Origin of the sequence: Moritella sp. 5 (assembly GCF_018219455.1) — a bacterium.
Classification (GTDB): domain Bacteria; phylum Pseudomonadota; class Gammaproteobacteria; order Enterobacterales; family Moritellaceae; genus Moritella.
Genome location: NZ_CP056122.1, coordinates 4,305,154 through 4,331,575 on the forward strand (window position 1 = coordinate 4,305,154; position 26,422 = coordinate 4,331,575).

General features: G+C 40.6%; 25 protein-coding genes. 14 read left to right on the forward strand and 11 right to left on the reverse strand.

What is annotated here, in order from left to right; all coding sequences use genetic code 11:
* Position 1: 1 nt before the first annotated feature.
* The 9 genes from rlmH (at position 2) to lipA (ending at position 8,591) form a co-directional block, all read left to right on the forward strand.
* Entirely contained in the window at positions 2 to 472 is a 471-nt protein-coding gene (gene rlmH, locus HWV01_RS19155) for a 23S rRNA (pseudouridine(1915)-N(3))-methyltransferase RlmH (RefSeq protein ID WP_045109030.1), read from the forward strand.
* A 5-nt stretch (positions 473 to 477) separates the two neighbouring features.
* On the forward strand, positions 478 to 2,334 hold the full coding sequence (gene mrdA / locus HWV01_RS19160; RefSeq protein ID WP_211673046.1) for a penicillin-binding protein 2: 1,857 nt from the start codon (positions 478 to 480) through the stop codon (positions 2,332 to 2,334).
* On the forward strand, positions 2,334 to 3,434 hold the full coding sequence (gene rodA / locus HWV01_RS19165) for a rod shape-determining protein RodA (protein ID WP_211673047.1): 1,101 nt from the start codon (positions 2,334 to 2,336) through the stop codon (positions 3,432 to 3,434). Before mrdA ends, rodA begins: the two co-directional genes overlap by 1 nt.
* Before the next feature lie 9 nt (positions 3,435 to 3,443).
* A complete protein-coding gene (gene mltB / locus HWV01_RS19170) occupies positions 3,444 to 4,439 on the forward strand; it encodes a lytic murein transglycosylase B (RefSeq protein WP_211673048.1) in 996 nt (331 codons plus the stop codon).
* Positions 4,429 to 5,220, forward strand: coding sequence for a septal ring lytic transglycosylase RlpA family protein (locus HWV01_RS19175; protein WP_211673049.1), 792 nt, complete (start codon positions 4,429 to 4,431; stop codon positions 5,218 to 5,220). Before mltB ends, HWV01_RS19175 begins: the two co-directional genes overlap by 11 nt.
* Before the next feature lie 143 nt (positions 5,221 to 5,363).
* Positions 5,364 to 6,530: a D-alanyl-D-alanine carboxypeptidase family protein gene (locus HWV01_RS19180; RefSeq protein ID WP_211673050.1), complete on the forward strand. Its 1,167-nt coding sequence runs from the start codon at positions 5,364 to 5,366 to the stop codon at positions 6,528 to 6,530.
* A 93-nt stretch (positions 6,531 to 6,623) separates the two neighbouring features.
* Positions 6,624 to 6,893, forward strand: coding sequence for a DUF493 family protein YbeD (gene ybeD / locus HWV01_RS19185; protein ID WP_045109025.1), 270 nt, complete (start codon positions 6,624 to 6,626; stop codon positions 6,891 to 6,893).
* Positions 6,894 to 6,976: 83 nt separating this feature from the next.
* Positions 6,977 to 7,633 (forward strand): lipoyl(octanoyl) transferase LipB, encoded by a 657-nt coding sequence (lipB, locus tag HWV01_RS19190; RefSeq protein WP_211673051.1) that lies wholly within the window; start codon positions 6,977 to 6,979, stop codon positions 7,631 to 7,633.
* Positions 7,626 to 8,591, forward strand: coding sequence for a lipoyl synthase (gene lipA / locus HWV01_RS19195; RefSeq protein ID WP_211673052.1), 966 nt, complete (start codon positions 7,626 to 7,628; stop codon positions 8,589 to 8,591). Before lipB ends, lipA begins: the two co-directional genes overlap by 8 nt.
* Positions 8,592 to 8,716: 125 nt before the next feature.
* Here lipA and HWV01_RS19200 read toward each other — a convergent pair whose 3' ends face one another.
* From HWV01_RS19200 to gpt, 5 genes are all read right to left on the reverse strand, one after another.
* Positions 8,717 to 9,451: a hypothetical protein gene (locus HWV01_RS19200; RefSeq protein WP_211673053.1), complete on the reverse strand. Its 735-nt coding sequence runs from the start codon at positions 9,449 to 9,451 to the stop codon at positions 8,717 to 8,719.
* A gap of 96 nt (positions 9,452 to 9,547) precedes the next feature.
* Positions 9,548 to 10,804 (reverse strand): glutamate-5-semialdehyde dehydrogenase, encoded by a 1,257-nt coding sequence (locus HWV01_RS19205; protein WP_211673054.1) that lies wholly within the window; start codon positions 10,802 to 10,804, stop codon positions 9,548 to 9,550.
* A gap of 10 nt (positions 10,805 to 10,814) precedes the next feature.
* On the reverse strand, positions 10,815 to 11,918 hold the full coding sequence (gene proB, locus HWV01_RS19210; RefSeq protein ID WP_211673055.1) for a glutamate 5-kinase: 1,104 nt from the start codon (positions 11,916 to 11,918) through the stop codon (positions 10,815 to 10,817).
* A 186-nt stretch (positions 11,919 to 12,104) separates the two neighbouring features.
* Complete coding sequence (crl, locus tag HWV01_RS19215) at positions 12,105 to 12,515, reverse strand: sigma factor-binding protein Crl (protein WP_211673056.1); 411 nt, start codon at positions 12,513 to 12,515, stop codon at positions 12,105 to 12,107.
* 226 nt (positions 12,516 to 12,741) lie between these two features.
* Entirely contained in the window at positions 12,742 to 13,203 is a 462-nt protein-coding gene (gene gpt, locus HWV01_RS19220) for a xanthine phosphoribosyltransferase (RefSeq protein WP_211673057.1), read from the reverse strand.
* Positions 13,204 to 13,528: 325 nt separating this feature from the next.
* On the opposite strand from gpt, the gene HWV01_RS19225 reads away from it, so the two are divergent.
* The 3 genes from HWV01_RS19225 to HWV01_RS19235 all read left to right on the forward strand — a co-directional run bounded on the left by HWV01_RS19225 (position 13,529) and on the right by HWV01_RS19235 (position 16,095).
* Positions 13,529 to 14,986, forward strand: a complete 1,458-nt coding sequence (locus tag HWV01_RS19225) for an aminoacyl-histidine dipeptidase (RefSeq protein ID WP_211673058.1) — start codon at positions 13,529 to 13,531, stop codon at positions 14,984 to 14,986.
* A gap of 150 nt (positions 14,987 to 15,136) precedes the next feature.
* Positions 15,137 to 15,577 (forward strand): phosphoadenosine phosphosulfate reductase, encoded by a 441-nt coding sequence (locus HWV01_RS19230; RefSeq protein WP_211673059.1) that lies wholly within the window; start codon positions 15,137 to 15,139, stop codon positions 15,575 to 15,577.
* Between the two features lie 113 nt (positions 15,578 to 15,690).
* On the forward strand, positions 15,691 to 16,095 hold the full coding sequence (locus HWV01_RS19235; protein ID WP_249185382.1) for a hypothetical protein: 405 nt from the start codon (positions 15,691 to 15,693) through the stop codon (positions 16,093 to 16,095).
* 60 nt (positions 16,096 to 16,155) lie between these two features.
* Here the strand turns inward: HWV01_RS19235 and HWV01_RS19240 are convergent, their stop codons facing one another.
* Genes HWV01_RS19240 through HWV01_RS19250 form a run of 3 tightly spaced genes read right to left on the reverse strand, consistent with a single transcriptional unit; the run spans position 16,156 to position 20,394 of the window.
* A complete protein-coding gene (locus HWV01_RS19240; RefSeq protein ID WP_211673060.1) occupies positions 16,156 to 16,917 on the reverse strand; it encodes a phosphoadenylyl-sulfate reductase in 762 nt (253 codons plus the stop codon).
* Complete coding sequence (gene cysI / locus HWV01_RS19245) at positions 16,910 to 18,598, reverse strand: assimilatory sulfite reductase (NADPH) hemoprotein subunit (protein ID WP_211673061.1); 1,689 nt, start codon at positions 18,596 to 18,598, stop codon at positions 16,910 to 16,912. Before cysI ends, HWV01_RS19240 begins: the two co-directional genes overlap by 8 nt.
* Positions 18,598 to 20,394 carry an assimilatory sulfite reductase (NADPH) flavoprotein subunit gene (locus HWV01_RS19250; RefSeq protein WP_211673062.1) on the reverse strand — a complete coding sequence of 599 codons (1,797 nt, stop codon included), beginning with the start codon at positions 20,392 to 20,394 and terminating at the stop codon, positions 18,598 to 18,600. The genes cysI and HWV01_RS19250 overlap by 1 nt, the downstream gene beginning before the upstream one ends.
* A gap of 243 nt (positions 20,395 to 20,637) precedes the next feature.
* On the opposite strand from HWV01_RS19250, the gene HWV01_RS19255 reads away from it, so the two are divergent.
* Positions 20,638 to 21,411: an enoyl-CoA hydratase gene (locus tag HWV01_RS19255; protein ID WP_211673063.1), complete on the forward strand. Its 774-nt coding sequence runs from the start codon at positions 20,638 to 20,640 to the stop codon at positions 21,409 to 21,411.
* Between the two features lie 269 nt (positions 21,412 to 21,680).
* Positions 21,681 to 22,031: a DUF3802 family protein gene (locus HWV01_RS19260; RefSeq protein WP_045109013.1), complete on the forward strand. Its 351-nt coding sequence runs from the start codon at positions 21,681 to 21,683 to the stop codon at positions 22,029 to 22,031.
* An 83-nt stretch (positions 22,032 to 22,114) separates the two neighbouring features.
* Here HWV01_RS19260 and ilvN read toward each other — a convergent pair whose 3' ends face one another.
* From ilvN to HWV01_RS19275, 3 genes are all read right to left on the reverse strand, one after another.
* The gene (gene ilvN / locus HWV01_RS19265; protein ID WP_045109012.1) at positions 22,115 to 22,609 is read right to left on the reverse strand and encodes an acetolactate synthase small subunit; all 495 of its coding nucleotides are present in this window, start codon (positions 22,607 to 22,609) and stop codon (positions 22,115 to 22,117) included.
* A complete protein-coding gene (locus tag HWV01_RS19270) occupies positions 22,606 to 24,333 on the reverse strand; it encodes an acetolactate synthase 3 large subunit (protein ID WP_211673064.1) in 1,728 nt (575 codons plus the stop codon). Before HWV01_RS19270 ends, ilvN begins: the two co-directional genes overlap by 4 nt.
* A gap of 369 nt (positions 24,334 to 24,702) precedes the next feature.
* A complete protein-coding gene (locus HWV01_RS19275; RefSeq protein ID WP_211673065.1) occupies positions 24,703 to 26,334 on the reverse strand; it encodes a bifunctional diguanylate cyclase/phosphodiesterase in 1,632 nt (543 codons plus the stop codon).
* Between the last annotated feature and the right edge of the window lie 88 nt (positions 26,335 to 26,422).

Sequence of the window (26,422 nt, forward strand, 5' to 3'; positions counted from 1 at the left end):
AATGAAAATTCAGCTAGTTGCAGTTGGCACTAAGATGCCAGCATGGGTAGAAACCGGGTATAAAGAATATGCACGTCGCTTCCCTAAAGATATGCCTTTTGAATTACTTGAGATCAATGCGGGTAAGCGTGGCAAAAACGCTGACATCAAACGGATCTTAGAACTCGAAGGTGTAAAAACGATGCAAGCGATCCCGAAAGGTAATCGTATCGTGACTCTGGAAGTTACCGGCAAACCTTGGACTACAGAACAACTAGCCGTTGAACTAGATAAGTGGAAGCATGACGGTCGTGACGTTAGCCTATTAATTGGCGGCCCAGAAGGACTTGCACCAGAATGCATCGCGGCATCAGAACAACGCTGGTCGTTGTCACCGCTAACCTTACCACATCCGATGGTACGTGTAGTGGTAGCCGAAGCGTTATATCGCGCTTGGAGTGTTACAACAAACCATCCTTATCATAGAGAGTAATATTGGTGGCAAGGAAGCGTATAACCTTACGAGACCATTCTGCGGAAACAGCATTATTTAGCCGTCGCACCATGGTCTCATTTATTTTTGTTCTCTGCGTGCTTGGTTTGTTATTAAGTAACCTTTATTACTTACAAGTCGATTCATATCAAGCTTACAAAACCCGTTCTAACGAAAACCGGGTCAAGTTAGTGCCTATCGCACCCAATCGTGGGCTTATCTATGATCGCAATGGTATACTTTTAGCGGAAAATAAACCCATTTTCAGCTTAGATATAGTACCGGAAAAAATTACCGATATTGACGCCACAATCGTCAAGTTAACAAGCTTATTGAGCCTAACTGAAGATAACATTGATGATTTTCATACTCGATTAAAACGCCAACGTCGCTTTAAGCAGGTCTCAATATTAACCAATTTATCCGAATCTCAAGTTGCCCTATTTTCAGTTCAGCAGCACAAATATCCCGGAATTTCCGTCAATGCACGATTAAAACGTTATTATCCATTTGGTGACGCTCTCACGCATGCGCTCGGTTATGTCGCTCGTATTAACAACAATGACCTTAACCGATTAGAGAAAAGTGACCTACGTGCGACCTACGCGGCAACCCATGATATCGGTAAGCAAGGTATCGAACGTTATTACGAAAAAACATTACACGGTAAACCAGGCTTTAAAGAAGTTGAAGTCAATAATCGCGGCAAGATTATCCGCACACTCAAAATTACACATCCTGTACCAGGAAACGATTTATACCTGAATATAGATATACGCTTACAGCTCAAAGCACAAAAGGAATTAGCCGGTCGCCGTGGTGCGATAATTTTACTCGCACCCAAAACAGGTGAAGTATTAGCAATGGTCTCTAGCCCGAGTTATGATCCTAACTTATTTGTACACGGTATTAGCAGTAAAGATTATAATCGCCTATTACAGTCAAAAGATCACCCCTTGATCAACCGGGTAACACAAGGGCGCTATCCGCCCGCATCAACAGTAAAACCACAGTTAGCTATCTTGGCCTTAGAAGACGGTGCGATCACAGCAAATACCCTTATCAATGATCCTGGTTGGTTCCAAATCCCAAATACTAAACGGCGCTTCCGAGACTGGAATCGTTGGGGTCGTGGTAAGATTAATGTTTACACAGCCATCGCACGATCGTCAGATACCTTCTTTTATAATCTCGCTTATAACGTCGGCATTGATAAAATTAATAATTTTATGACCGAGTTTGGCTTTGGTCAATATTCCGGTATTGATGTTAAAGAAGAAACCAATGCTATCTTACCTTCACGAGAATGGAAACGCGCACGTTACAATCAACCTTGGTATCAAGGTGACACAATTTCCGTCGGTATTGGTCAAGGTTACTGGTCTGCTACACCAATCCAACTTGCGAAAGCGACAGGTATTGTTGCAAGCCGAGGCCTACGCCCTGTCCCACAGCTTGTTCGGAATATAAAATATATCAATGGTGATCAATTTGAACCTGTCGTTGAATTACCACCCCTGAAACTCAAAGACCCCGAGAACTGGCAAGTAGCCAAAGACGGTATGCGCGGTGTTGTAACCAGAAAAGGTACTGCACACCGTGCGTTTGCTAACACAACCTACACCGCCGCTGGTAAATCGGGTACTGCACAGCTATACCAGCTCGGTGAAGAAAAATACGATGCCAGTAAGATCCGCGAACGATTACGTGATAATGCCATGTTTGTGGCTTATGCACCGTTTGAAGAACCAGAGATTTCAGCGACTATCATTCTAGAAAATGCCGGTGGTGGTAGCTCACAAGCGGCCCCATCAGCACGTCGTTTATTTGATGTCTACTTTAAAAATAAAAAGGAAAATTAATGCCAGATCGTCGTCATAATCAAAGTGTTTGGTATAAATTACATATCGATTTCCCCTTATTATTTGGCCTGTTAAGCCTGATGGGGGTTAGCCTTGTCGTACTTTATAGCGCAGGTGGCGCGGACATCGCGCTGATGAAAAGACAAGTAATTCGCATGTTTCTTGCGTTAGGGGTAATGCTTGCCCTAGCACAAATACCACCTTCAACTTATCGGCGCTGGGCATTTCCCATCTTTCTCATTGGCACCATTTTATTAATCGCGGTATTACTATTTGGCCATGTGGGCAAAGGGGCTCAGCGCTGGATTGACCTTGGCTTTACCAAGTTCCAGCCGTCTGAAATAATGAAAGTAGTGATGCCATTAGCCGTTGCTCGTTACATGAGTAACCAACCAATACCACCCAGTTTTAGAACCGTAATAACGGCGTTAATTATGGTCTTAATACCAACATTATTAATCGCAAAACAGCCCGATCTTGGTACCTCGTTACTGGTCGCGATTTCAGGTATATTCGTTATTTTCTTAGCGGGTATGTCATGGCGATTAGTGATGATTGCTTTTGGACTGGTTTCAGGCTTTGCGCCTATTCTGTGGTTCTTCTTAATGCGTCCTTATCAAAAACAGCGAGTATTAACCTTCCTCAATCCAGAAACCGATCCATTGGGTTCTGGTTATCATATTATTCAATCTAAAATTGCTATTGGTTCAGGTGGTTTTTGGGGGAAAGGCTGGTTATCGGGCACCCAGTCACAGCTAGATTTTTTACCAGAGCGCCACACCGATTTTATTTTTGCGGTATTTAGTGAAGAATTCGGTTTATTTGGTGTGATCTTACTACTGTCACTTTATTTATTTGTGATCTGCCGCGGGTTAGTGATTGCGATGCAGGGACAACGCGTATTTGAACGTCTTATAGCTGGTAGTATTACCATGACATTTTTCATTTATTTGTTCGTAAACATCGGTATGGTCAGCGGATTATTACCCGTAGTAGGCGTACCACTACCTTTAATTAGCTATGGCGGCACTTCGATGGTGACATTGATGGCAGGTTTTGGCATTCTAATGTCTGTAAGAACACACCGTCGCTTAAGTTGAGGAATCCAAATGCTAAGTAAAAAAGTATTATTTCTGCTAGGTTTAGCAGCGTTTCAAGTTAATAGTGCTGAGTTAAGCAGTGAACACAAGACTTGGGTTGAAGAGTTAAGTACTCAATATGATATATCAGAAAAAGTGCTTACTAATGCAATAGGGCAAGCAAAGTTCGATGAAAACGTATTAACCAAGATCCAGACACCCTGGGAAAAAAAGCCTTGGTATAAATACGCACCAATCTTTATCACAGAAAGCCGTATTAACAAAGGTGTTGAGTACTGGAAACAATACGAAAAGACCTTTGCTAAAGCTGAAGCTGAATATGGCGTCCCCGCACAAGTTATCGTCGCTATTATGGGCGTTGAAACCTTCTATGGTAAATACAAGGGGAATATCTCGGTATTAGATTCACTCTATACTCTTGGCTTTAACTACCCATCACGTGGCAAATTTTTCCGTCAAGAGTTCGCGCAATACATTAAATTAAGCGAACAACAAGGTTGGAACCTAACAGAAACACAAGGCTCATATGCGGGCGCAATGGGCTTAGGTCAGTTTATCTCGTCAAGCTATAGCCATTATGGCGTTGATTTTTCTGGTGACGGTAAAGTAGATATGATCAATGATCCTATTGATGCAATCGGCAGTATCGCTAATTATTTTAGCAAGCACAATTGGAAAACCGATGAACCAGTCGCTTATCCAGTTAAAGCTGACAGTGAAAAAGTAGCAGAATTACTGAGCAAATCATTGAAAATAAAGCATACATGGGCAGACTTAAAAGCCGCTGGTGTTGTGCTGAAAGAGTCTGATGAACGTGTACCTGCAATAGCAATTGAAGACTCAAACCCTGCGAAATTACTCAAGCTTCAACAGCTTGATAGTGATGAATATTGGGTTTACCTTGATAACTTCTACACTATTACACGTTATAACCATAGTCCTTTGTACGCAATGGCTGTATTCCAATTAAGTGAAAAGATTAAACAAGCTAAACATGCGCAATAAACAACGTTTAACCCTACTTTGTATCTGCGGCCTTTTGGCCGCATGTTCTTCTTCTCGTTATCAGTACAGTGATGATCACGCACCAGAGAACATCCCCCAACTTGAGGATATAGCCGACGCAGTACCAACGCCCCAAACTTACAGTCGATATGCGAATCGCGACTATCAAGTGCGTGGTGTTGATTATGAAGTATGGCGAGATATAAAAACCCTAACCCAAGAAGGTAAAGCGTCTTGGTATGGCAATAAATTTCATGGCCACAAAACCTCAAACGGTGAAATCTATGACATGTTCTCAATGTCTGCGGCGCACAAAAATTTACCCCTACCGAGTTTTGTTAAAGTAACAAACCTCGGTAATGATAAAACCGTAATTGTCCGCGTTAATGATCGAGGACCATTTCATCCAGAGCGTATCATTGATCTGTCCTATGCGGCGGCTTATAAACTCGATATGTTGCAATCTGGTACTGCTAATGTACGCGTTGAATTAATTATTCCAACTGCCGATAACAGCACTTTATTTACGCCGAAGCCACAATGGTTCATCCAAGTGTTAGCGTCAAGTAATGAAGCTAAAGCGCAAAAAATTGCTGATGGTTTAGCAGGGAAATACAACACAGCAAACCGCTTAGTTATTAGTGGTAAGTACCACAGAGTGCAGCTTGGACCAATAACGGATAGTGGTAAAGCACAAGTACTCTTAACTCAAGTTCAAAAAAATTATAAAAATGCTTATGTATTGAAGGAACTTTCCAGTAAAACAATATCTAATAAATAAACTTTAAATAATAAGACATAAATTCAGCGAGTTTGATAGACTAGCCCCATTATCAAATAGTCTTGATGTGGTGACAACTATCGAGACTATTTAACTAAGTTATTCATAACTTAAATCTAACTTTAATTATAGTGAAGTGAAACGTGGCCAATCAATTAAAAAAACTTATCTTAACGAGCTTAGCAATAGCAAGTTTTTCATTAAGTGCAGCACCGAGTGTTATCCCAGATACACCCGAAATAGCAGCCAAAGCATTCATATTAGTTGATTTTGATTCCGGCAAAGTGATCGCAGAACAAAATGCAGATGATTCACTAAAACCTGCCAGCTTAACTAAAATGATGACCAGTTACGTTATTGGCCAAGAAATAAAAGCAGGTAACATCAATCTAGATGATGAAGTTACCATCAGTAAAAATGCATGGGCGAAAAACTTCCCTGACTCATCAAAAATGTTTGTCGAAGTAGGCAAAACCGTCACGGTCAAAAAATTAAACCAAGGTATTATCGTACAATCAGGTAATGATGCTTGTGTGGCAATGGCAGAGCATATCGCCGGTACAGAAAGCGCGTTTGCTCAGTTGATGAACTCGTGGAGCAAACAACTGGGGATGGATGCAACGCACTTTGCTAATAGCCACGGTCTAGATAGCAAAGAACAATATACAACAGCGCGTGATATGGCGACATTAGGACAAGCACTTATCCGTGATGTTCCTGAAGAATATCGTATTTACTCACAAAAGAAATTTACCTATAACGGCATTACCCAATATAACCGCAATGGTCTGTTGTGGGATAAAAGCATGAACGTTGACGGCATTAAAACCGGTCACACCTCAGGAGCAGGTTTTAACTTAGTTTCTTCAGCGACCAAAGACAACATGCGTCTAGTTGCAGTCGTGCTGGGAACTAAAAGTGGTGATGCACGTAAAGCGGAAAGTAAAAAATTACTTAACTTTGGTTTCCGTTTCTATGAAACAGTGACACTACATGAAGCGAACAGTAGCATAGTGTCAGAACGTGTGTGGATGGGCGAGCAAGAACAAGTTGAACTGGGTCTAGCAAACAAATTAACACTGACGGTACCCCGCGGCCAAGCAAAAAATCTAACGGCTGCTTTTGAAATCCAAAAAGAACTAAGTGCGCCTATCGCTAAAGGCGATGTCGTTGGTAAAGTATTTTATAATCTGAACGATGAAGAGATTGCACAAGCCGATTTAATTGCACTGGAAGACGTAGAATTAGGCAGCTGGTTTAGCCGATTAATTGATTATTTCAAATTATTATTTGCCGGTTGGTTTGGTTAATCCTTTCCCTGACACCGTTACCCGATTATAATGACGAATACAAAGGAGGCAACAGCCTCCTTTGCCATTATTTCTAAGGTACGAGAAAAACTAATGTCTTTAAATACTAAATTCGACGAACTGCTTGATTTTCCTTGTCAACTTAACTTTAAAGTTATCGGTACTACGGATCCTAAACTCGAAGATAGCATTGTTGCTGTAGCACAAAAACATGTTCCGGGTAACTATACTCCTAGCTCTAAAAAGAGCAGCAAAGGCACTTACAACTCTGTAACCATCAAAGTTAAAGTCCAAGACAAAGATCAAATAGAAGGCTTATACGTGGCTTTCGGTGCGATCCCTGGTGTGATCCGCGTTTTATAATAAATAATATCCATATCAAAAATCTAATTAGTATTGCTAATTAGATTTTTTTCGTTGGTGTTAATCATATAGAAGAGCATATTTTGTCAGAACACAGCATTATAATTCGTCAACTTAATCGCCAATCTTACACGACGGTATTTGACGCGATGAAGTCGTTTACTGATAACAGAGACGACAACACAGAAGATGAACTTTGGTTTGTTGAGCACGACCCAGTGTTTACACAAGGTCAAGCAGGTAAAGCAGAGCATATACTCGCTACTGGCGACATTCCTGTCGTCCAAGCCGATCGTGGCGGCCAAGTTACTTATCACGGCCCAGGTCAACAAGTGGTATACTTCTTACTCGATATTAAACGTCGTAAACTTGGCGTTCGAGATCTTGTCAGCCATATTGAAAATGGTATTGTTGCCACACTGGCTGAAACAGGTATTGAAGCCTACCCACGCGCAGATGCCCCCGGTGTTTATGTGGCTGATAAAAAAGTTGCTTCATTAGGTTTAAGGATCAGAAAAGGCCGTTCATTCCATGGATTAGCACTTAATGTAAACATGGACTTATCCCCTTTTCTGCGTATTAACCCATGTGGTTATGCGGGTATGGAAATGACCCAAACAAGTGATCTTGGCGGTGCTACCAGTCTAGGTGAAATACAACCTAAGCTAGTCGGACACCTATGTTCCCTGCTAGAATACACCCAATTAACTTTCAAAGATGGATTAACAGAGCATGAGTAAAACCGTTCGATTAGAGCCAGGCGTTAAACTTCGCGACGCAGATAAAATGGCTAAAATTCCAGTAAAAATTATTGCTACTGAGAATGACGAGATCCTGCGTAAGCCATCGTGGATGAAGATCCGTCTACCGAAAAGCTCTGCTCGTATCCAAGAAATTAAAGATGTGATGCGTGAAAACAACCTGCATTCCGTTTGTGAAGAGGCATCTTGCCCAAACCTTTCAGAGTGCTTTAACCACGGTACTGCGACCTTTATGATCATGGGCGCAATCTGTACACGCCGTTGCCCATTCTGTGATGTTGCACATGGTAAACCATTGCCACTTGTCGCTGAAGAACCACTAAAGCTTGCACAAACAATTGCAAAGATGAAGCTAAAATACGTTGTTATTACTTCTGTAGACCGTGATGACTTACGTGACGGTGGCGCACAACATTTTGCCGATTGTATCCGTGAAATTCGCCTACTAAATCCTGAAATCAAAATTGAAATTTTGGTACCTGATTTCAAAGGTCGTATGGATAAAGCATTAGAAATCTTTAAAGACACACCACCAGACGTATTCAATCACAACTTAGAAACAGCACCACAGCATTACAAAATGGCGCGCCCAGGTTCTGATTACCAATGGTCTTTACGTTTACTAAAACGCTTTAAAGAAATGCACCCGAACGTTCCAACTAAGTCAGGCCTAATGATGGGCTTAGGTGAAACTAACGAAGAAATTGCAGAAGTAATTAAAGATCTTGCGCAGCACGGTGTAACTATGCTGACATTAGGTCAATACTTACAACCAAGTCGTCATCACTTACCAGTGAAACGTTACGTTCATCCCGACGACTTTGATGCACTTGGTGTACTCGCAAAAGAAGTTGGCTTTGAGCATGCGGCTTGTGGCCCATTTGTACGTTCTTCATACCATGCAGACTTACAAGCACAAGGCAAAGAGGTTACTTAACTCTTAAGCTCTGCTTTATCAAAGCTAACACGATAATATATTTTCACTGTTAGTTTTGATTTAGCCCTATCCATAGCAAGTCATTAAGCATCACGTCACAATTTAACTATCCAGCTATCTGAACACTATTTAGCAGGCTTTTTTTCATCGGTCTCAAAATAAGAACCAGGTGCTGTAAGTAACCGTTTCGTCGCATCAACCGGCATTTCTAAAAGACCTTTAATGGCTCCTTTTGTCGCACCTTTCGACGCATTCTCACCAATTTTATCACTGGCTGCAACCAAGGCTTCAACACGTGTTAGCGTTGGTGGTATATCCACACGCACTTTTTCAACTTGCGTTAAAATCGGCGGGACTAATTGGTTAATATCATCCACTCGTTTGTTTACCTCATCGACTCCCCTCAAAATGGATGGGATCCGTTTATCTATCGCATTAACTTGCTGTAATACCGCGGGTAATTCAGCCCGCACTGCAGCCACTTCAGCAAGAATTGGTGGTACCGCTAAACGTATCGCTTCAAGCTCTTGCAACATTGGAGGAATACTCACGCGGACAGATTCTACCTCCGTTAAAATAGCTGGTACACTGTCACGTACAGCAGCAACTTCAGTTAATATATTCGGAATGCTTTGCTCATTGATCAATTCAACTTGTGCCACTATCGCCGGAATTTGCACAGAAATATCATCAATCTCCTGCAATATATTAGGTATAGCCTTACGTACTTCTGTCAGCTCGTTGGTAAAGTTCAGTACCGCATATGAAAAATAACTTAAGCTCGCGGCAATCAAAGCTGCAGCTAAGACCGCTGATATATTCAACCGTGAAGCCGCTTTATCTACCGCTTGTTGAGCCATAAGCTCCTCCATATTTCATCACTCATAAATAAAAAAGGCAGTCACATATAACGGACTGCCTTAGCACTTAATCAAAACAACAAAATACTGAAATGCTTATGGACGAATTAAACCATCACCAATCGCAATCCATTTGTACGTTGTTAGTTCTTCTAATCCCATAGGCCCACGAGCATGTAACTTTTGTGTTGACACAGCAACTTCGGCACCTAAACCAAACTGGCTACCATCAGTAAATCGCGTACTTGCATTAACGTAAACGGCAGCAGAATTGACGGCATTTAAGAAGCGAGTAGCATTGGTTAAGTTATCTGTTAAGATCGCGTCAGAATGCTCTGTCGAATGCTCACGGATATGTACAATCGCTTCTTCAACGTCATCAACAACTTTTACGCCCAAAATAAGCGCTAGCCATTCTTGGTCAAAACAATCTGCTGTCGCTACATGCACGTTTTTTGCATTAACGTTTGATAATGCAATATGTGCTTTTGGCTCTGCACGTAATTCCACTGCATTGTGTTCTAAACGTTCAGCTAATAATGGTAAGAAGCTGCCAGCAATGCCTTTATGCACTAATACCGTATCTAATGCATTACAAGCAGAAGGACGTTGTACCTTGGCATTTTCAATGATCGCAAGCGCATCTTCAACATTTGCTGACGCATCAACAAATGCATGACAAATACCCATGCCACCCGTGATAACAGGGATCGTACTTTGCTCTTGGCATAAACGGTGTAAACCTGGTCCTCCACGTGGGATGATCATGTCGACATATTTATCCATTTTCAATAAAGCAGTCACCAAATCACGATTCGGATCAGCAATCACTTGAATTGAATCTTTTGGTAATTGTGCTTTTTCTAACGCTTTTTGGATCACATTCACTAAAATCAAATTAGAATGAACGGTTTCTTTACCACCACGTAAGATCGCAGCATTACCTGTTTTCAAGCTTAGCGCCGCAATATCAATCGTCACATTCGGGCGCGCTTCATAAATAACACCCATCACACCTAATGGTATGCGGCGTTTTGATAAACGTAGACCGTTTTCGAGCACCTTTCCTTCAGACTCAGCGCCAACGGGATCAGGTAAGGCAATCACACCACGTACGTCAGCAATGATTGCTGCAAGTCTTGCTTCTGTTAATAATAGACGATCAAGTAACGCATCGGTTATGTCATTTTGCTTAGCAGCATCAATATCTTTACTATTAGCAATTAAAATCTCAGCTTGATTATTTTCTAATTCACACGCGATACATTCTAATGCGTTATTTTTTTGTGCCGTAGTTAACGTTGCTAATTCATAACTCGCAAGTTTGGCTTTCTTACCTAATTCTTGTAACACTGTATCTTCCTTAAAATAAAACTAAATCATCGCGATGTATGGCAACAGCACCGTAACCGTAACCTAACTTACTTTCGATATCACACGAATGACAACCCGCAATCGCGGTTAACTCATCGCTGGTATAGCGACAGATCCCACGACCAAGTAATTTTCCTTGTAATGTTTGCAGCTGAACAACATCGCCACGTTTAAATGTTGCTGATATTTCGGAAATACCTTTCGGTAATAAGCTACTGCCTTTTTGTGTCACCGCATTTACCGCACCGTCATCAATAATAATGACTCCCGATGGAGGAGGACCGGCAAGAATCCATTGCTTGCGACTTTCTAATGGGCTTGTATGCGAAGGAAATAAAGTGCCTACTCGTTTGCCTTCAGCAACGCGTAGCACAACATCTTCAGCAACACCTGCTGCAATAACAACATCAATACCTGATCGGCAAGCAATTTCAGCCGCTTGCAACTTAGTGGCCATACCACCAGTGCCTAAACCGCCGACAGTACCTCCTGCTAACTGACGTAATTCATCGTCGATAACATCAACAACTTCAATCAGCTTAGCATCGGGGTTGTTGCGAGGATCAGCTGTAAACAAGCCTTCTTGATCAGTTAACAGCATTAGCGTATCCGCATTCGCTAAAATAGCCGCAAGTGCCGATAAATTGTCATTATCACCCACTTTAATTTCAGCTATAGCGACCGCATCATTTTCATTAATAATCGGCACAATTCGATTATCTAACAATGCTCGCATGGTATCGCGCGCATTTAAAAATCGTTCACGATCATCCAGGTCTGCACGTGTTAACAGCATCTGGCCGACATTTAAACCGTAGATATTAAACAGGCTTTGCCAAATAAAAATAAGCTGACTTTGACCAACAGCGGCCAACATCTGCTTATTTGCCATGGTGGGGGGCAATTCAGGAGCACCTAAGTGTTCACGTCCGGCAGCAATTGCTCCTGACGTTACAACAATAATATCATGCCCTTGTTTGTACAATTGCGCACATTGACGAACCAATTCAACCATGTGTGCACGATCTATTTTCGCCGTGCCACTGGTTAATACACTGGTTCCTAATTTCACCACTATGGTTTTCTTAGCCATTTAACTCATTCTCGTTACTAACTTAACAAGTATTTTGACCTGAGAACTGAATTTATACAATAGGGAAAGCTGTATAGGCGGGGAAAGTACAGCGAAATACTGTACTTTTATCAGATCCTACGTGGCATTTATTATCAAGCAGAAGGATCAAATGCTATTAGCAACAATAAAGACCTAAACAACCCGTTAGGCCGCTGATAAAATAAGAGTCTTAGCCAAAATTAACGAGGGTTTTAGGTTCAACGTTAATTGATCGGTTAAACAAACAGATAATTTTTCATAGAATTGATTTAGCGACTGAGTAACGTCATGCTGATAAGGGTCAGGTATCGGCGCTGCAACCCACTCACCCAGTTTGTTATAAATACCAAATTGATAATGATATTCAAACGTATCACTAACTAACTCCATCTCTAGCCACCATCCATAAAACTCACGACATTCAGGCTCAATCTCAGCATCAATGCAAATGCTAAAACAATCAAAATAAAAAGAGGTGGGCTGGCAGTTATGTTCTCTTAAATAAGGACCAAGTGCATTTAAAATACGAATACGTTTACGGAAATAGATCAGATCGGGGTCATTCAGTATTGGCATAATGATTATCTCTTATTTGTTTTTCGTGATAAATTAAGAGTGATAAAGGAGTATCTCTAAATGTCAGGAAGAACTGTTAAGCATAGCTAACAATCAATAGCGGTCAAATTATAAATCTAAAATAAAGCTATTTTAAAGAATATAATATCGAGAAATGGCAGCGTTGATATTCACAACGCTGTTTAATAACAAGAATACAGACTGACGTATATCCTAGGTAGTTTAATTAACCTTGTTTGCAGATTGGTTCTACAAATTCAATCGCCATATCCCAAGGTAACTCAATCCAAGTATCTTGGCTAATAGCAGTAACAAAGTCATCCACTAAATGCTCGCCAAGTGGCTTCGCATAAACAGTCACGAATTTAGCTTTAGGGTACATTTTACGAATTGTTTTCGCTGTTTCACCACTATCAACTAAATCATCAATGATGATAAAACCTTCACCGTCACCAGGTGCAGATTTTAATACCGTCATATCACGCTGATGATCGTGGTCATAACTTGAGATACATACAGTATCAACATGACGTAAGTCTAATTCACGCGCAAGAATAGCTGAAGGCACTAAACCACCACGGCTAACCGCAATAATACCTTTCCACTGTGTTGCAGGAAGCAGCTTACGAGCAAGTTTACGCGTATCACGCTGTAAATCATCCCAAGATACTATAAATTTATCACTCATTTAACCAACCTCTATATACACTTAGCGAACGAACTAACGTGTAGCTATATAAAATCATCAACGAAGGGTTTATGTACAAAAAAAACCTGATTTGTACACTCAATTTTCAACCCGTAAAGATACCAGTACTTGACCCGTGGGACAAGTTACTAGCTGCTAATCACCCCTTATTGAGCATGATAAAACGACAACTTGTTTACCGCATCGCAGAACCACAGATTAACACAGTCTATTTGGCATATTCCTCTTTACTATCTCAATAAACTGGAACATCCTTTGTGTCACGCTAAATATAATGATTAATTCCAATTAAGGAGCTACCCAAGTGGCAAATTTAAGTAATTTAGAACCGCAAATTGTCTGGAATATTTTTGAGCAAATGTGTGCAAACCCGCGTCCTTCAAAGCATGAAGAAAAAGTATCGGCGTGGATCCAACAATTAGCGAAAGATCATAGTATTGAGTGTAAAGAAGATAGCGTTGGCAACCTTATTTTGCGTAAAGCGGCTACCGCAGGTATGGAAGACCGTAAAGGCGTCGTATTACAAGCGCACATGGACATGGTCCCACAAAAAAATTCTGACTCTAAGCATAACTTTGTTACTGACCCTATCGACGCTTATGTTGACGGCGAATGGGTGACAGCCCGTGGTACAACATTAGGCGCTGATAATGGTATTGGTCTAGCAGCAAGTCTTGCGGTTATCTTTTCAGACGATATTGAACATGGTCCTCTTGAAGTTCTCGTAACGATCGACGAAGAGGCTGGCATGACTGGTGCATTTGGTCTTGAAGCAGGCTGGTTAGAAGGTGAGATCCTACTAAACACAGATTCAGAAGACGAAGGCGAAGTTTACATGGGTTGTGCTGGCGGTATCGATACAACAGTGTCTTTCCCTATCGAACGTGAAGACACTCCGACGGATCACCAAACATTTGAAGTATCTATTTCTGGCCTAAGAGGTGGTCACTCAGGTGTTGATATTCACCTCGGTCGCGGTAACGCCAACAAATTATTAGCTCGTCTTTTAAAAGAAGCTGGTCGCGATATGGGTGTTCGCCTTGTTGAGATTAACGGCGGTTCACTACGTAACGCAATCCCACGTGAAGCTTTTGCAGTTATTACTGTTGCACCAGCACAACGAGAAGAGTTTAAAGCGTGTTTAGAATTCTTTGCTAAAACAGTTAAAAAAGAGCTTATAGCGACAGAACCTGATTTCTCAATCTCACTGTTCCCAGTTCCAAATGAACCAACAGTGATGACTCAAGATTGCCAAACTCGCCTTATTACTGCACTTAACGGTGTATTTAATGGTGTAATGCGCATGAGTGATGAGATTGAAGGGGTAGTTGAAACATCATCTAACCTTGGTGTAATTCAATCACGCGGTAAAACAGTACATATTCAATGCTTGATCCGTTCTTTAGCTGACTCTTGCCGTCTTGATGCACAAGAAATGATCGCATCGGTATTTGAACTTGCGGGTGCCAACGTGAAATTTGACGGTGCTTACCCAGGTTGGAAACCTGATACCAGTTCACCAGTGATGCAGATCATGCGTGACGTATATGAAAAAGAGTTTGGTTCTGTACCAAAAATCATGGTTATCCATGCAGGTCTAGAATGCGGTTTATTCAAGACTTCATACCCAACCATGGACATGGCGTCATTTGGCCCAACGATCTGTTTCCCACATTCTCCAGATGAGAAAGTGAACATCAAAACAGTAGGCATGTTCTGGAAATACTTACTTGCGATCTTAAAAGCGATCCCAGCTAAGTAAGCTAAAACACGCTATATCGATTGACTCACTTACTTTGAGTCTTCCTACCGTTATCACAAAGCCAAGTCTCGCACTTGGCTTTTTTGTAGCTAACATACTAATATAATGTCAATATCATCTTCTTACAAAGTCCATTAATGGTGTACGCCTATGAATGAGATCCTCGAACTGCAGACCAATCAAGTTTCTTTTATCAGTGGCTTAATGGCAGGTTTTTCTTTATCCATCGCCGCGCAGATCGTACGTAGCCACCGAAAAAGCACCTATAGTACCATCACACTACTTATGTTTACCCTGACCTCCTTGTTATTTGTTGTCGCATTGTATATCGACGTGCGTTTAAGTATTGAAGTCGCGACAATTACTGCCTTTTCAGCTCCTGTATTGGAACAAATTAGTCAAGTTCGTGCTATCGGCACCACCTCTGCAAGCATTGCACTGTTTCTATTTATTATCGCTATCGGCATGCTGACCTGGCTACAAGGTAAAGTTGCAGGAATATGCGGTACACTACTCGCTTTCATTACAATGATGTTAGTCGTCATTGCGAAATACAAAATTGATACAATAGCCCAATTACTTCATAAGTAATTGATACTCATATCACCGTTAGTGCATGTATACCGATTGAGGGATGACGCAGATAGGCAATATTTGCTACAATTTAGTTATGTAATAGATCCTATTGAAAGAATAAGCGAGTGATGATGAAAAAAATACCCATTTTAATAATCAGCCTAGCAAGTTGCTTTTCGACATTCGCAGTTCAAGCAAATAGTGCAAGTGACGCATGGGATGCCTCTAAAGAAGCCATGGGAGAAGCATGGGATAAAACCAGAGAAGCAACCAATAAAGCAATGGAAGCTGCGAAAAGTAAAACTGGAGAGCTATTAGAGGATAGTACGGATAACAGCGATGAGTGGTTCGAATCCTTAAAACAAGGTGCAGAGTCAGGCTGGGATAAAACCAAGCAAAAAATAGAAGAGTTGCAAAAAGAATTAAATGAATCCAAAAAGTCCGAATCAGAAGAAGATGAAGAAAAAGAGACACAATCAACACCAGAAGCAGCGCCGGTTGATAACGCAACGCCTGAATGGCAAAAAGCTTAGCTCTAACGAATCAGAACTAAGCCTTATTAACAACCAAGCGATATCAGTGGCAGCTTGAACTTAAATTCCGCTACCACCCACTTCATCATTTTCTTCATGTAGACCACACTCACGCTTCAAACCAAAGAAGCGTGTTTCTTCTTCCGTCATCCCTGGTTTCAGCGGTTGTGACGTATGCACATCACCGACCGAGACATAATTCTGTTCCCACAACGGATGATAATTCAACCCGTTATTTTTCAGATAATAATGAATTTCTTTATTGCTCCAATCAATAATAGGCAAAAATTTAAAACAACCATTTTGAATAGACAATACCGGTAATGCTTCACGACTTGATGACTGACTACGGCGTAATCCAGAAAACCACACTTGCGCGCCCAACTCCTTAAGTGCGCGCTTCATTGGTTCTACTTTATTAAGCACATTATATTGCGTGATCCCTTCAACACCCTGTTCCCATAACTTACCATAACGCGACTCCTGCCAAGCAGCTGATTGTGGCGCAGTGTATATTTGTAAATTAAGGCTTAACTGTTGAGTTAACTCATCAATAAACTGATAGGTTTCAGGAAATAAATACCCTGTATCGGTTAAAATAACCGGAATATCAGACTTAAACTGTGTTAATAAATGTAAACATACGGCTGCTTGAATGCCAAAGCTCGATGATAATACTAATTTGTCACCCAACTCAGTAACAGCCCAGTCGACACGTTGTTCTGCGCTCATCTCCTCTAGCTGAGCATTAACCACAGCTAAAGCTGCTTTCTGGCTCGCCTTATCTAACGTTAATAATTCATCTAGGTTCAATCTAGCCATGGAAATCTCTCGACGCTATAATTACAGGTTTAATCACTTCACGACGTACCACGAAATCACCGAAACGTTCGTCTGGTAATGCATTGGTTGCCCATTCAGCAATTAATTCATCAAGAATCGTTAAGATCTCAGTTTCACCAATATTCTCACGATACATCTTGTTTAAACGCATGCCGTTATTCTTCGCGCCCAAATACATATTGTATTTACCTGGACCTTTACCAACAAAGCCAACTTCCGCTAAAAATGGACGACCACAACCATTGGGACAACCCGTCATACGCATCACAAAGTGCTCGTCAGGAATACCGTGTTTTGTTAGCAACCCCTCAACTTTAGTCACCAATGATGGCAAATAACGCTCTGCTTCAGCCATCGCTAACGCACACGTCGGCAGTGCAACACACGCCATTGAGTTCAAGCGTTGCTGACTTAATTCGTCAGAATACAGACCATATAAACGTGCGAGACGTTCGATTTGTTCTTTATCTTGCTCTGCGACACCGGCAATGATTAAGTTTTGGTTGGCTGTCATTCTAAAATCACCTTGGTGGATCTTAGCAATTTCAACCAACCCAGTTTTAATCGGATGTGTTTCGGTATCAACAATACGCCCATTTTCAATAAATAGGGTTAAATGCCATTTATTATCAACGCCTTTGATCCAACCAAAGCGATCGCCACGGGTGGTAAATTCAATTGCTTTTGGTGCTTCAAACTTAATACCTGAGCGTAATTCAACTTCTGCGCGGAATTTATCCACACCGTTATCTTCAAGTGTATATTTCAAACGAGCACGTTTACGATCAGTACGGCAACCCCAATCACGTTGTACTGTTAATACCGCTTTCGCGATTTCAACTGCATCTTCAGGTTTTACAAAACCAAAATCATCGGCTAAACGCGGGAAAGTATTCACGTCACCATGCGTTGTCCCCATACCGCCACCAACTAATACATTGAAACCAGCTAGCTTACCGTTATCACCAACCGCAACAAAATTTAAATCATTAGCGTGAATATCTACGTCATTATGTGGCGGGATAGCAACTGCAATCTTAAATTTACGCGGTAAGTAAGTGGGTCCATACATAGGCTCAGCTTCATTACTATGCACTTTTTCACCGTCTAACCAGAGTTCTGCATACGCATTGGTGTTTGGTAATAAGTCATCACTTAAACGAATTGCCCATGCATAAGCTTCTTGGTGTAATGCTGACTCTACTGGATTCGGCGTGCACATTACATTACGGTTCACGTCACCACAGGCAGCAATCGAATCCAAGTTCACCGAGCCTAATGCTTGGATCAATGGCTTCACTTGCGGCTTTAAAATACCATGGTACTGAAACGTTTGACGGGTCGTTAAACGGATACTGCCATAGATAGTTAAGTCACTAGCAATACGATCTATCTCTAGCCATTGCTCAGGGCTGCAAATACCACCAGGTACACGCGCTCGTAACATAAAGCTATGACGAGGTTCTAACTTTTGTTTCTGACGCTCGGCACGAATATCACGGTCATCTTGCTGATAAAAACCGTGGAATTTCGTTAATTGCATATCATCATCAGACAGTCCGCCAGTGATTTGATCCGCTAAGCCTTCAGCAATGGTACCGCGTAAAAAATTACTTTCTGTTTTAATGCGTTCATTAACCGCTAATTTCTTGTCGCTCATCAGTAAACATCCCTCTGATAACGTTTATTTCGACGTAGTTCAGCGACATACTCTTCTGCTTCACTACGCGCTAATTTACCTTGTTCTGCGACAATCTCGATCAATGCTTCATTCACATCTTTCGCCATTCTATCGCCATCACCACAAACATAAATATGTGCGCCTTGTTCTAACCAAGCATACAACTCTGCGGCATTTTCACGTAAACGGTCTTGCACATAAATTTTCTCAGCTTGGTCACGTGAGAACGCCACATCCATCTTAGTCAATAGACCCGATTTCAAGTAGCCCTGCCATTCAGTTTGATACAGGAAGTCATCAGTAAAATGTTGGTTACCAAAGAATAACCAGTTATTTCCTGCAGCTTCACGTACGTCACGTTCTTGTACAAAAGCACGAAATGGCGCAATCCCCGTACCAGGACCAATCATGATCACAGGAGTGTCATCATTACTTGGTAAACGGAAGTTATCATTGTGTTCAACAAAGACTGCAACCTCCGCACCTTCTTCAAGACGCTGAAGGAAACCAGAAGCACCACCAATGCGTTGTTCACCACTTTGCTGATAATCAACCACAGCAACGGTTAAATGTACTTCGCCTTCCGCTTCATTAGGACTTGAAGCAATTGAATAAAGACGTGGGGTTAACTTGCGTAAGCCACTAATGAGTTGCTCTGCTGTTAAGTTTGCTTTCTTTTCATCAATCACATCTAAGATTTGACGACCATAACAATAGTGACGTAATGCTGTTTTATCATCGAGTAATTTAACTAATTTTTTCGAACCCGATATTTCAGCATAAGCCTGAATGAAACTTGGATAACTCTGGGTTAATTCGAAACGATGAATCAGTGCATCACGTAAACTTTCTGTTTCATTCGCCACTGTAACAGTTTGTGTACCATCTAATTCCAATTGGTCTAGAATAGCGTCAACCAGGATGGGATCATTCTTAAACCAGATCCCTAATGCATCACCCGCTTGGTAATTAATGCCAGAATCATCTAATGCAATTTCAACGTGACGAATATCTTTACCAGAAAAACGACCCGTAATTTTTTGATTCACTAATAATTCGGTTTTAAATGGCTTCTTTTTAGAATAGGTATTCGCGACATGATTCGTCGCTGGAGCTGCAACAGGAGCCGTCGCTGTAACCGCTTCTTTTAGCGTTGCTTTAACAGCAGTAAGCGCCAATTCGCTCCATGTTGAAACTGCATCATCATAATCAACATCGCAGTCTGCACGAGCGACGACAGCCTTAGCGCCAAGGGCAGCTAAGCGTTCATCAAACTCTAATCCAGTTTGGCAGTAAAATTCATAACTTGAATCGCCTAATGCACAGACACTGTATTTAAGTTCAGGTACTTTAGGCGCTTTCTTAGACGCTAAGAACTCATTAAAGGTAACTGCATCATCGGGTGCTTCGCCTTCACCATTGGTACTTGCAACAATCAGTAAGTGCGATTCTGTTTTCAATTCTTTGGCTTTATAATCCGCCATATTCACAAGTCGGGCTGTAATACCTTGTGCTTGTGCTTGTTCATAAAGTTCTTCCGCTACACCTTTGGCATTACCGGTTTGTGAACCAAATAAAATAGTCACACGTTGAGCAGGTTGAGATACCGCTCCGGGCGCCTGTACTTGACCTCCAGATGCTTGACTTATCCCTGCCAAATACCCACTGACCCACGCGGTTTGCGTCGGTGACAAATCATTAAGTGCTAATTGCAATTGCGATAACTGCAATTCACTCAATGGACTCGTCGATGATGATAGTTCCTTTAATAGCATATTACGGCTTCCACTGTGCTGAATTAGTTAAAGGTTAACGACTGTTAAGGATAACCACAAAGAATAAATAATGATTTTTTATTCCATTTAGTTATATGGAAAATGCTTTGTTTGTGTATACGCAACAAATAAACCACGACAATAATTAACACAACCCTCACTTACAATTAACATTACCAGTTCAATTAAACTGGCTTACGTGGCAAAATAGTCGTTTATAACCACCATTATCAGGATGATAAAATGGCAACTTATTTACTAACACAGTTAAATGAACAAGGTGTATTAACCTTAACCCTTAATAGATTAGATAAGCTCAATGCATTTAATAGTGCATTTTATACTGAGCTAACCGAGGCTTTTAACCAGGCTGATACCAACCCAGCAGTGCGTGTAGTGATTCTTAGAGGCTCTGAAAGTTGTTTCTGTGCGGGTAATGATATGGCCGACTTCATGAACGGCATGGGGTTTTCTAAAGACCAACCATTAGTGCAATACATGCTCGCCTTATTACACTTTTCCAAACCAGTGATTGCAGCAGCGGCTGGCCCTGCTGTTGGTATTGGTACAACAACGTTAATGCACTGTGATCTGGTTTATCTTGCCGATAATACGGTACTTCGCTTACCATTTACAGATCTTGCAGCAGTGCCTGAATATGCCGCAAGTCTGATATTACCCCGAATTGCGGGTCATCAGCGAGCATCTGAAATGATGTTGCTTGCCGACAAATTTGATGCACAAACAGCATTAGAAATTGGTCTTGCCAATAAAGTATTACCTGCGGATGAATTATTTTCTATGGCCGAAAAAAGCGCCTTAAAGCTCGCAGCTAAAGCGCCAGCTTCATTACGTAACACCAAAAAATTAATGAAAGCTGAGTTAATTAACCAGATAGAAAAAGTGATCCATATTGAGTTAGCGCATTTCTCTACAGCGCTTGAAAGCGAAGAATCAAAAGAAGCGGTGAGCGCATTTATGCAAAAACGTAAACCGAATTTCTCACGATTCAATTAACCTCAAAACTTTACACCCATTTATAGATACAAGCTTAATCACCAACAAATACCGTTATGAACAAGGCCAAAAATAGAACAGAAAATTACGCTTTGTTTTCTGTTCTACTTTACCTCGCGAGGTGGTCAGCGCATAATTAAGCCTTATACATGTTTATATTCCAATGAATATTAACAACCTATCTTGAGTTGTTAATTATACCCCCGCTTTTAGCGGTATATATACGGTGTAATAACATGTCATTCTTATATTTTACGCGGTAAATAATTATGATAACAAACAGTGATGGTTATATTCAGCTTATCCATTTCTTAGCTGACAATTTAGCTATTTTTGAAAACCATAGCCAACAGAACGCTTCAACAACAGATACCATTGGGGATATTTTTTCTGAACATATCGCCAGTAATACTATGACTGTTTGTAATCAACATCAGCAGCTTACTGAAAAGCACCGCTTTGTGATTATCCGTGAAATAGACGCAATTGTCGGTGATTTAGAAGAAGTATTATCAAGTGCTTGGGATGTACCGCCAAGTAATGAACAAATGGCATTTATCGAAGAGTTTGTAGGTTTAATGAAGAATCTATTTGATAGTGAAATATCTAAATTAGTATAAGTGTCCTAACGTAGTAAATTAAGCTTAATAAAAAGCCAGCTCATATTATATGCGCTGGCTTTTATAGTTATGATAACGCTATATTATGCCTTTAAACAGCGTTCGCCACGTGCGATACCACAAACACCACTTCGAACCACTTCAACAATCTCAGTATGCGATGCTAATGTTTCGATGAAAGCATCAAGCTTGTCACTGTCACCCGCCAGTTGCACCGTGTATAAAGAATCTGTGATATCAACAATTTGACCACGGAAAATGTCTGATGTGCGCTTCACTTCTGCACGTACAAAACCCGCCGCTTTTACTTTAATAAGTAATAGCTCACGCTCAATATGCGCACCTTCAGTAAGATCACTTACTTTTAAGACATCAATCAGCTTATTTAATTGCTTCATGATTTGTTCTATCACAGCACGGTCACCATTAGTAACCAACGTCAAACGTGATAATGTTTCATCATCCGTCGTTGATACAGTCAAAGATTCAATGTTATAACCACGTTGTGAGAACAAACCAACGATACGTGACAAAGCACCCGACTCATTTTCTGTTAATATTGAAATTATACGTCTCATGATGTGGTTTTCTCCGTCTTACTTAAATACATATCGTCCATTGCGCCATATTTAATTTGCATCGGATATACATGTTCTTCTGGATCAATAATAATATCCATAAATACAACACGATTTTTATTTTCTTCCGAGAAGCACTCAGCAAACGCTTTATCAAGATCTTCAGGTTTACTCACCTGAATACCAACGTGATGATAAGCTTCTGCTAATTTAACAAAATCAGGCATAGACTCCATATAAGAATGAGAATGACGGCCATCATAGAACATTTTTTGCCACTGTTTCACCATGCCTAGCGCACCGTTATTCAGGGTAATAATCTTCACCGCAATACCATACTGTAGGCACGTTGATAGCTCTTGAATGTTCATTTGGATAGAACCATCGCCAGAAATACAACATACTACTTTTTCAGGGTGTGCGATTTTAGCACCCATAGCGGCAGGGAAACCAAAGCCCATCGTGCCTAAGCCGCCGGAGTTGATCCATTGACGCGGTTTATCGTACGGATAGTACAAAGCACCAAACATCTGATGTTGTCCAACATCCGACGCAATAATAGCTTTACCATCGGTATGTTTATATAAAGCTTGAATTGCGGCTTGTGGCTTAATTGATGTGCCAGTCTCATAACTTAGGCATTGCTTAGTACGCCAACCATCAATTGTTTTCCACCACGAACCACGTTCTTCCTCATTAGCAGTGACCTGCAGTTCATCAATAATGTCTAACATCTGCTCAACAACCACTTCGATAGAGCCAACAATTGGAATATCAGCTTGGACTGTTTTCGAAATTGACGTTGGATCGATATCTACATGAATAATTTTTGCTTCTGGACAAAATTTATCAATTGCATTCGTCACACGATCATCAAAACGTGCACCTAAACAAATAATAAGGTCTGAGTTATGCATCGTTTTATTTGCTTCAAACGTACCATGCATACCTAACATACCGATATTCTGAGGGTGTGTACCTGGGAATATACCCAGCCCCATCAAAGTGTTCGTTACTGGCAGGTTTAGCTGTTCAGCAAATTTAAGTACTTGCGCTTCAGCGTTGGCAATCACCGCACCACCACCAACATACAACACTGGTTTTTTCGCGGTGGCAATTGCTTTAACCGCTTTACGTATTTGTCCTTTATGACCCAATTTAACCGGATTATATGAACGCATAGAGACGCTATCAGGGTATTTGTACGGAAATTTCAATAACGGGTTTTGTGTATCTTTTGGTAAATCAATCACCACAGGTCCAGGACGACCTGTTGATGCGATATAATATGCTTTTTTGATTGCATCAGGAATATCAGCTGCGGTTTTACATAAAAAACTGTGTTTTACGACAGGACGAGATACGCCCATCATGTCTGTTTCCTGAAATGCATCGTTACCAATCATTGACGTAGGAACCTGACCTGATAAAACAACAAGAGGAATCGAATCCATATATGCTGTTGCAATACCTGTAATACAGTTTGTTGCACCTGGTCCAGATGTAACAAGGACGGTACCAACTTTCCCTGTTGAACGTGCATAACCATCTGCAGCATGTACTGCAGCTTGCTCATGACGCACTAAAAAATGTTCAATTTGACTTGATTCGAATAACGCATCATAAATATCAAGAACAGAGCCACCAGGATAACCGAAGATATGCTCAATACCCTCATCTTCCAGTGAGCGGATTACCATTTCGGCACCAGACAACATTTCCATAAGCAGGCCCTCCCGGCCCATATCCTAATTCTAGTTTGACAATCGTCCACACTGTAACAAGTTAGTTACAAGTTTAAACTTCCCATTGAATTAGATTTAACTTTATTTTTATTGGTTTATTTATTGAAATTAACAAAATAAAATCATCTTTAAAAGTGATATGAGAAATTAAATATCAAAAAAATTCATTATCATCTCTAATAACGATATATTTCGGTCTTAAACAAGGGGGGTATAAAGAATATTAACCCATCAAGCGACTGATTTTAAATAATAAAATATAAAAATAAAGATATTAACCATGTAATAGCATCGCTCAATGTAAAAACAACCCACTCAAAAAATAACTAAACAATGAAAGGTATTTAGTTATGCCGATGGTTGCTCAATCATTTCAATGGCCGTATTTTCATTTCGGTTCGCCAACCACATATTTAATGTTGATAATGACATCGGTTTTGCGTACCAATATCCCTGTACCTTCGAGCAACCTTGTTTTAACAAAAATTCAGCTTGCTCGGGTTGTTCAATGCCTTCACCGAGTAATTCTAGTTTTAAAGCGTCACCCATAGCACAAATACCTTTGACGATATTCTGACTACGCTCAGAATCAACGACGCCTTCGATGAAACTACGATCGAGCTTAATACCATGAAATTGGAATTTGTGTAGATAGCTAAATGAAGAATAACCGGTACCAAAATCATCAATCCATAATTTAATACCTAAATTATTTAATTCACGTAATACACGTAAATTATCACTATCCGCATTCATTAATGTTGTTTCAGTTATCTCAAAATGGATCTGACTCGGTAATAATGAGTAACAAGCCAAAATACTTCTAACATTATGTACAAAAGCACGGTCAGCCAACTGCTGCGGCGCAATATTAATGGCAATAAAGTAATCCGGATTATTGACCTGCAATAACGATAAATCACCACAAACCTGCTTAATAATCCACTGTCCCATAGGCACAATAAGACCGGTTTGCTCTGCAACAGGAATAAAGTCATCGGGTGGTACCAGGCCTCGAACCGGATGATTCCAACGAATTAACGCTTCAAATCCCAGTTCCTTTTCTGTGGCAATATCAATAACGGGTTGATAATAAATTTCAAACTCCCCTTTACTAATGGCCTTATTAAGCTCTTGTTCTAGGTTTACTCGATACTCTAATTCTCGCATGTATTCCGGTTTGAAAAAGGCCACACCATGCTTTCCTGACTCCTTTACTTTATACATTGCCATATCCGCTTTTTTCAATAACGAATCGCTACAAGTACCATGTTCAGGACTGATGCTGACACCAATACTGACACCGATAGAGATACTCTCACCAGACAATTCAATTTTTCGGCGAATATTTTTCAGCAATTTGTTCAGGATAGGCGCGATATCATTGGCTTCTGAAATACCCATGATGAGAATAGCAAACTCATCGCCACCAATACGAAAAATATTGGTCTTATACAAAGTAGGTTGTGGTGTGTTATCTAACGATAATTTAATACGTTGCGCTATGATTGCGATAACTTGATCGCCCACTTTATGGCCTAATGTATCATTGATATTTTTAAGATCATCTAAATCCAGAATACATAATGCAATCTTACCTTTTCCTTTAGCCATACTGGCATCGAGTCTTTCTAAAAATTTAAATCGATTCGCTAACCCAGTTCCGCTATCTAAATAAACCGATAGGTCCAGCTCTACAAGTTGCCCTTGTAGGTTGTGTAATTCCAAATTTACTTTCCGCAAAGTCCGCTTATAGACACACACCACACTAATAACACTGACAAACGCGATAATAATAAGTGAACTCGGAATACGCATAGTCACATGGTACAGTTCTAATAAAAAAAACCAGGCTGTATCACTGGAAAACGTTAAAATATAGAGACAAGAAAACAGCGTAAGTAAACCACCGAATACAATTACGATGAATAATACTTTACGCCATTGGTGCGAAGAATTTCTGGTATTAAGCCTGTTCATATTAGCACTATCCATTGTTACCAATCTGCTTACCCATATTGAGTTAATATTAGTCTAGATAAATAGCAATGGCGTGAATAATTGACGA

Coding starts and splice junctions, on each gene's coding strand:
- cysI (WP_211673061.1), bottom strand. CDS start 18,598: ATGAGCGACAAGAAATTAGCGGTTAATGAACGCATTAAAACAGAAAGT.
- HWV01_RS19250 (WP_211673062.1), bottom strand. CDS start 20,394: ATGCTATTAAAGGAACTATCATCATCGACGAGTCCATTGAGTGAATTG.
- HWV01_RS19235 (WP_249185382.1), top strand. CDS start 15,691: ATGATGAAAAAAATACCCATTTTAATAATCAGCCTAGCAAGTTGCTTT.
- crl (WP_211673056.1), bottom strand. CDS start 12,515: ATGCCAATACTGAATGACCCCGATCTGATCTATTTCCGTAAACGTATT.
- HWV01_RS19240 (WP_211673060.1), bottom strand. CDS start 16,917: ATGGCTAGATTGAACCTAGATGAATTATTAACGTTAGATAAGGCGAGC.
- lipA (WP_211673052.1), top strand. CDS start 7,626: ATGAGTAAAACCGTTCGATTAGAGCCAGGCGTTAAACTTCGCGACGCA.
- HWV01_RS19260 (WP_045109013.1), top strand. CDS start 21,681: ATGATAACAAACAGTGATGGTTATATTCAGCTTATCCATTTCTTAGCT.
- ybeD (WP_045109025.1), top strand. CDS start 6,624: ATGTCTTTAAATACTAAATTCGACGAACTGCTTGATTTTCCTTGTCAA.
- HWV01_RS19200 (WP_211673053.1), bottom strand. CDS start 9,451: ATGGCTCAACAAGCGGTAGATAAAGCGGCTTCACGGTTGAATATATCA.
- proB (WP_211673055.1), bottom strand. CDS start 11,918: ATGGCTAAGAAAACCATAGTGGTGAAATTAGGAACCAGTGTATTAACC.
- HWV01_RS19270 (WP_211673064.1), bottom strand. CDS start 24,333: ATGGAAATGTTGTCTGGTGCCGAAATGGTAATCCGCTCACTGGAAGAT.
- HWV01_RS19175 (WP_211673049.1), top strand. CDS start 4,429: ATGCGCAATAAACAACGTTTAACCCTACTTTGTATCTGCGGCCTTTTG.
- ilvN (WP_045109012.1), bottom strand. CDS start 22,609: ATGAGACGTATAATTTCAATATTAACAGAAAATGAGTCGGGTGCTTTG.
- HWV01_RS19275 (WP_211673065.1), bottom strand. CDS start 26,334: ATGAACAGGCTTAATACCAGAAATTCTTCGCACCAATGGCGTAAAGTA.
- rlmH (WP_045109030.1), top strand. CDS start 2: ATGAAAATTCAGCTAGTTGCAGTTGGCACTAAGATGCCAGCATGGGTA.
- HWV01_RS19230 (WP_211673059.1), top strand. CDS start 15,137: ATGAATGAGATCCTCGAACTGCAGACCAATCAAGTTTCTTTTATCAGT.
- gpt (WP_211673057.1), bottom strand. CDS start 13,203: ATGAGTGATAAATTTATAGTATCTTGGGATGATTTACAGCGTGATACG.
- HWV01_RS19255 (WP_211673063.1), top strand. CDS start 20,638: ATGGCAACTTATTTACTAACACAGTTAAATGAACAAGGTGTATTAACC.
- mltB (WP_211673048.1), top strand. CDS start 3,444: ATGCTAAGTAAAAAAGTATTATTTCTGCTAGGTTTAGCAGCGTTTCAA.
- rodA (WP_211673047.1), top strand. CDS start 2,334: ATGCCAGATCGTCGTCATAATCAAAGTGTTTGGTATAAATTACATATC.